Here is a 5,904-nt window from a genome sequence, read left to right on the forward strand (position 1 = left end):
AAGCTTCGCGGGCAAGCCTCGCTCCTACAGGTTCGTGGTGTGATGGGTTACGCAGTTTTCCAGGTGATCTCTTCTTCGCCATCGGCGCTGATGCGCATCCAGCGATCCGCTGTCTCTTCACCTTCTTCCTCGACCCAACTACCCGGTGCACAACGTACTTCTACGTTCAGCGCGGCAAACGCGGCGCGGGCGCAGGCGATGTCGTCTTCCCACGGGGTCTGGTCGCTTTCCAGGTACAGGCTGTTCCATTTTCCTACCGCTTTCGGCAGCCAGGTCACTGGCACGTTGCCGGCCTTGCACTTGTAGGTCTGACCTTTCTGTACCCAATCGGTGCACGGGCCCAGCGCCGCGCCGAGCCAGGCGGATACGGCCTTGTGGTCGACGTCGGCGTCTTTCAGGTAAATCTCGATATCGGGTTGGCGCATGGATGTCCTCACTGCGGGTCTGAAAAATCCATTCGCGGATTTAGCCGGCCTCAAGCTGCTGCTCAAGACCAAAAATTAAGATTGAAGAACAAAATAATCGTAGCGCATCGAAACAGTGACCTCGAACGGTTCCACTTGTTCGATGACCGCCGCCCGGCGTTCGGCACTGGCGCGCCAGCCGTGAGGCGTCATGGCCAACAGGTTGGCGCGATCCTGACCACTTGCAAGCGTCAGCTTGAATTCCAGCGTTTCACTGTGTTGCAGCGCCATGCCGTCCGGCACCAGGGCCAGATGCTTGTCGTCGGTGTACTCACGCACTTCGTCGTACAGCCGCTCGCGCAATTCCATCAGGTGGCCGCTGGTCGGCCCGACTTTCATCAAACCGCCGCCGGGGCTGAGCAGGCGCTTGGCTTCTTCCCAGTCCAGCGGGCTGAAGACGCTGGCGAGAAACTGACAACTGCCGGACGCCAACGGCACCCGCGCCATGCTGGCGATCAACCAGGTCAGCTGCGGGTTGCGTTTGCAGGCGCGTTTGACCGCTTCCCGGGAGATGTCCAGTGCGTAACCGTCTGCGTTCGGCAACGCCTCGGCAATTTGCGCGGTGTAGTAACCCTCGCCACAACCGATGTCCAGCCAACGCTGCGGCGCGTATTGTGCCGCCAGCTCAGCGAGACGCCTGGCCACCGGCGCGTAATGGCCGGCGTTCAGGAAGTCGCGCCGGGCTTCGACCATCGCCAGGTTATCCCCAGGGTCGCGGCTGTTCTTGTGCTGCACCGGCAACAGGTTCAGGTAACCCTGGCGCGCACGGTCGAAACGATGCCCGGCGGGGCAGGCCACGCCGTTGTCCACCGCGTTCAGCGGTTCGCTGCAGATCGGGCAGGCAAGCATCAGGCGAGCAACTTGATCAGGGTCTGGTAGTAGATTTCGGTCAGCACGTCGAGGTCGGCGGCCAGCACGCGCTCGTTGACCTGGTGGATCGTCGCGTTGACCGGGCCCAGTTCAACCACCTGTGTACCCATGGTCGCGATAAAACGGCCATCGGAGGTGCCACCGCTGGTGGAGGCCTTGGTTTCGCGACCGGTGATGTCCTTGATGCTCGACGCGACGGCGTCCAGCAACGCGCCCGGTTCGGTGAGGAACGGCAGACCGGACAGCGCCCAGTCGATGTGCCAGTCCAGGCCATGCTTGTCGAGGATGTCGGCGACGCGCTTTTGCAGGCCTTCGACGGTGGACTCGGTGGAGAAGCGGAAATTGAACACCGCCACCAGATCACCGGGGATCACGTTGGTCGCGCCAGTGCCGGAATTCACATTGGAAATCTGGAAACTGGTCGGCGGGAAGAAATCGTTGCCGTGGTCCCAATGCTCGGCGGCCAGTTCGGCCAGCGCCGGGGCGGCGAGGTGGATCGGGTTCTTGGCGAGGTGCGGATAAGCGACGTGACCTTGCACACCGCGTACGGTCAGCTTGGCGCCGAGGGAACCGCGACGGCCATTCTTGACCACGTCACCGACCAGCGTAGTGCTCGACGGTTCGCCGACGATGCACCAGTCCAGACGCTCCTTGCGCGCCGCCAGACGTTCAACCACCGCTTTGGTGCCGTGGTGCGCCGGGCCTTCTTCATCGCTGGTGATCAGAAACGCGACTTTGCCCTTGTGATCCGGGTAATCGGCGACGAAGCGCTCGGCGGCCACGGTCATGGACGCCAGGCTGCCTTTCATGTCGGCCGCGCCACGACCGCAGAGCATGCCGTGTTCGTCGATCAGCGCGTTGAACGGGTCGATCTGCCAGGCGGTCACCGGGCCGGTTGGGACCACGTCGGTGTGGCCGGCGAAGCACAGCACCGGGCCGTCGTGTTTGCCGTGGGTGGCCCAGAAGTTATCCACATCTTCGATGCGCATTGGCTCAAGCATAAAACCGGCATCGCCCAGGCGCTGCATCATCTGCTTCTGGCAATCGGCGTCGACCGGCGTCACGGACGGACGGCGGATCAGGTCGATGGCGAGTTGAAGGGTCGGCGAAAGGTCGGCGTGGGCCGTCATGGAAAACTCCGGTGCTTTATCTGTAGGAGCGAGGCTTGCCCGCGAAGAGCGATAATGAGGTGTATCTGTTACACCGAGTCGCTTCGTTCGCGGGCAAGCCTCGCTCCTACGGGAAATGGGGGGGCAAGGCCTGGAAAATGGCGGTTATCTTAAAGCAAAACGGCGGCCATTGGCCGCCGTTTAGTGCATCTGCAAAGATTTAGACTGCCGGTGCCGTTTCAGCCTCGACGGCCGGTTTCGGCAGCGAGGACAGGAACGCCATGATCAGCGCCGCCAGGTACGGCAGCGACTGCACCAGCAACATGATCACCCAGAAGCGCATGTCGTTGCTCGGCAGCCCGTTCACCAGGAAGATCCCCAGCGCCGCGCCCCACAACAGCAGCATGATGAACATCTCTTCACGCGCTTCCGAAATCGCCACCCAGAAGCCGTGGTTGTCGGCGTTTTTCGGCGTGCGGAAGAACGGAATGCTGCTGGTGAAGAAGCCGTACAGCACCGCTTTGGCGATGGTGTGCGACAACGCCAGCCCGGCCAGCGCCGCGCAGAACGCGTCCTTGAGGTTCACGCCAACGGCGCGACGGTAGAGGAAGATGATCTTGCCGACCTTGAACACGAACAGCGCCAATGGCGGGATCGCGAAAATCAGCAACGGCGGATCGACCCGCTGCGGCACGATGATCATCGCCGCCGACCACAACAGTGCGCCCACGGTGAAGAAGATGTTCATGCCGTCGGCCACCCACGGCAACCAGCCTGCGAGGAAGTGGTAGCGCTGGCCACGGGTCAGCTCGGTGTCCTTGCCGCGCAGCAGGCTGGCGGTGTGACGCTTGATGATCTGAATCGCACCGTAGGCCCAGCGGAAACGCTGTTTCTTGAAGTCGATAAAGGTATCGGGCATCAGGCCTTTGCCGTAGCTGGTGTGGTAATACGCCGCCGACAAGCCTTTCTCGAACACGCGCAGACCCAACTCGGCGTCTTCGCAGATGCACCAGTCGGCCCAGCCGAGTTCCTCGAGCACCGAGCGCCGGGTCATGGTCATGGTGCCGTGCTGGATGATCGCGTCGCGGTCGTTACGGGTGACCATGCCGATGTGGAAGAAACCTTTGTATTCCGCGTAGCAAAGCTTCTTGAAGGTGCTTTCGTTCTGGTCGCGATAATCCTGCGGTGACTGCACCACGGCGATTTTCGGATCGGCGAAGTGCGGCACCATGTGCTTGAGCCAGTTCGGGTCGACGCAGTAATCGGAGTCGATCACCGCAATCACTTCGGCATCTTTGGCGGTATGCGGAATCAGGTAGTTCAGCGCGCCGCCCTTGAAGCCGGCGAGCGGTGCGACGTGGAAGAACTTGAAGCGCGGGCCGAGGGTTGCGCAGTAATCGCGCACCGGCTCCCAGACGGCCGGGTCCTTGGTGTTGTTGTCGATGATCAGGACTTCGAAGTCCGGATAGTCGAGGTTGGCCAGGGCGTTGAGGGTCTGTTTGACCATCTCCGGCGGCTCGTTGTAGCACGGCACGTGAATCGAGACTTTCGGCCTGTAGTCCGAATCGCCCACCACCGGCAGGAATTCACGCCGGCGTTTGTGGGTCCAGACTGCTTCGGCCAGTTCATGCGCCTCGGTCAGCAGTACGATAAAGACCCCGAGTGCGCCGAGTGCGAGGAGAAATCCTACGGTCAGGCTGAACCAGGTGCTGTATTGCTGACTGTAGTCGTAGCCGATCCACACCAGCACCGAACCGCACAAGAAGGCGATAAAAGTCAGGAAGGTGCGGCCACGTTGACGCAGGGCCGAGCCGTCAATCATCAGCAAGGTCAGGGACAGCAGGGCCAACACCGCCGAGCCGATGGCCAGCACGCGCCATTGCGGGATCGCGACGACCGGGCCTTCGAAGTTGAATTTCTGCTGACGCGCAGCGTTGAACACGCCCCAATACGCGCCCACCGAACCTTCGTCACTGGCCTTCCACGGCTGGTCGAACGCTTCGATCACGAAGTAGTTGAAACCCTGGCGGTTAAGCTTGTTCACCAGCGTACGCAGGTAGATCGCCTGATCTGCCGGGCTCGCATCGGTGCCGCCACGCATGCGGCCGTTGCTCGGCCAGCCAACCTCCGAGAGCAGCAGCGGTTTTTTCGGGAACATCTTTTTCAGGTCGCGGGCGCGGTCGAGGACGAACTGGCCGGCCTTGTCCACCGGGATGTATTCCCAGTAAGGCAGGACGTGCGCGGCAATCAGGTCGACGTGCTTGGCCAGTTCCGGGTGTTCTTCCCAGACGTGCCATTGCTCGGACGTGGTGACCGGCACTTTCACGGCAGCGCGAACGCGATCAAGGAGCACGCTCAGTTCGGCAGCGGTAATTTCCTTACGGAAGATGGCCTCGTTGCCTACGACCACACGAACCACGCTGCGTGAGGAGTTGGCGATTTCGATGGCCCGGGTGATTTCCCGCTCGTTGCGTTCCAGGTCCGGGCTGATCCAGATCCCCAAGGTGACCCGCAGGCCGAATTCCTCTGCCAGTTTGGGAATGTCTCCCAGGGTGCCATCGACCGAGTAGGTACGGATGTTGTCCGTCAGCTTGCTCATGATCTCCAGATCGCGACGCATTTGATCGTCGGTCGGGTACTGCTCTTTCTGCGGATACTGGCCTTGCTGGAACGGCGAGTACGAGAAACCGGAGATCTGTTCAGGCCAGTTGGGGGCGGTGACCGGGCGATTGATCAGCGCCCAGAAGCCGGTAAACAAGGCTGCGATGGCGAGCACCACGACCAGGTTGAGTCCAAATTTACGCGATGACATAGCTATTTCGGGTTCCAAAGGCTGTGGAACGAAGGAACGGTTGGCGATCGCCAAGGGGCGCGCATCCTACACCGGCAGTTCACTGAACGTACATCGGACAGGGAATTGCACGACATTGGGCAATCGGCTTTCACATAAGTTCTTACACTTGTCGCTTGTGGCTTAGATCTTTTGGCGTGTGGCCCTATAATGCGCGCCGGTTTTTGGGGTAATGGTCATGAGTACAGAAGATCCGCGGTTTGCAGGCATCGCCCGTTTGTATGGCATCGAAGGGCTAGAGCGCCTGCGCGCGGCGCACGTGGCGATTGTTGGCGTCGGTGGCGTCGGTTCCTGGGCTGCGGAAGCGGTGGCGCGGTGTGGCGTTGGCGAGATTTCGCTGTTCGACCTCGACGACGTCTGCGTCAGCAATGCCAACCGTCAGTTGCATGCGCTGGACAGCACCGTCGGCAAGCCCAAGGTCGAGGTGATGGCTGAGCGTCTGCGCGGGATCAACCCGGATTGCACGGTGCACGCGGTGGCGGATTTCGTCACCCGCGACACCATGGCCGAATACATCACGCCGAACATCGACTGTGTGATCGACTGCATCGACAGCGTCAACGCCAAGGCTGCGCTGATCGCCTGGTGCAAGCGCCGCAAGATCCAGATC

General features: G+C 61.3%; 5 protein-coding genes. 1 reads left to right on the plus strand and 4 read right to left on the minus strand.

Features of this window, described 5'->3' with window-relative positions; genetic code table 11:
* Positions 1–47 precede the first annotated feature (47 nt).
* The 4 genes from KGB27_RS30680 to KGB27_RS30695 all read right to left on the minus strand — a co-directional run bounded on the left by KGB27_RS30680 (position 48) and on the right by KGB27_RS30695 (position 5,255).
* A complete protein-coding gene (locus tag KGB27_RS30680) occupies positions 48–425 on the minus strand; it encodes a hypothetical protein (RefSeq protein ID WP_008035469.1) in 378 nt (125 codons plus the stop codon).
* Between the two features lie 75 nt (positions 426–500).
* Entirely contained in the window at positions 501–1,313 is an 813-nt protein-coding gene (locus KGB27_RS30685) for a putative RNA methyltransferase (protein WP_008039372.1), read from the minus strand.
* The gene (dapE, locus tag KGB27_RS30690; protein WP_008035465.1) at positions 1,313–2,464 is read right to left on the minus strand and encodes a succinyl-diaminopimelate desuccinylase; all 1,152 of its coding nucleotides are present in this window, start codon (positions 2,462–2,464) and stop codon (positions 1,313–1,315) included. The genes KGB27_RS30685 and dapE overlap by 1 nt, the downstream gene beginning before the upstream one ends.
* A 199-nt stretch (positions 2,465–2,663) precedes the next feature.
* Positions 2,664–5,255, minus strand: coding sequence for a glycosyltransferase (locus KGB27_RS30695; RefSeq protein WP_032829235.1), 2,592 nt, complete (start codon positions 5,253–5,255; stop codon positions 2,664–2,666).
* 211 nt (positions 5,256–5,466) lie between these two features.
* Here KGB27_RS30695 and KGB27_RS30700 point away from each other — a divergent pair.
* A partial coding sequence (locus tag KGB27_RS30700) for a ThiF family adenylyltransferase (protein ID WP_223497728.1) occupies positions 5,467–5,904 on the plus strand: 438 nt, incomplete at its 3' end.

Origin of the sequence: Pseudomonas sp. BF-R-01 (assembly GCF_019946615.1) — a bacterium.
Lineage (GTDB): Bacteria > Pseudomonadota > Gammaproteobacteria > Pseudomonadales > Pseudomonadaceae > Aquipseudomonas > Aquipseudomonas migulae.

Excerpts from the sequence above, each read along its gene's own strand:
- KGB27_RS30680 (WP_008035469.1), bottom strand. The coding sequence starts at position 425 with ATGCGCCAACCCGATATCGAGATTTACCTGAAAGACGCCGACGTCGAC.
- KGB27_RS30685 (WP_008039372.1), bottom strand. The coding sequence starts at position 1,313 with ATGCTTGCCTGCCCGATCTGCAGCGAACCGCTGAACGCGGTGGACAAC.
- dapE (WP_008035465.1), bottom strand. The coding sequence starts at position 2,464 with ATGACGGCCCACGCCGACCTTTCGCCGACCCTTCAACTCGCCATCGAC.
- KGB27_RS30695 (WP_032829235.1), bottom strand. The coding sequence starts at position 5,255 with ATGTCATCGCGTAAATTTGGACTCAACCTGGTCGTGGTGCTCGCCATC.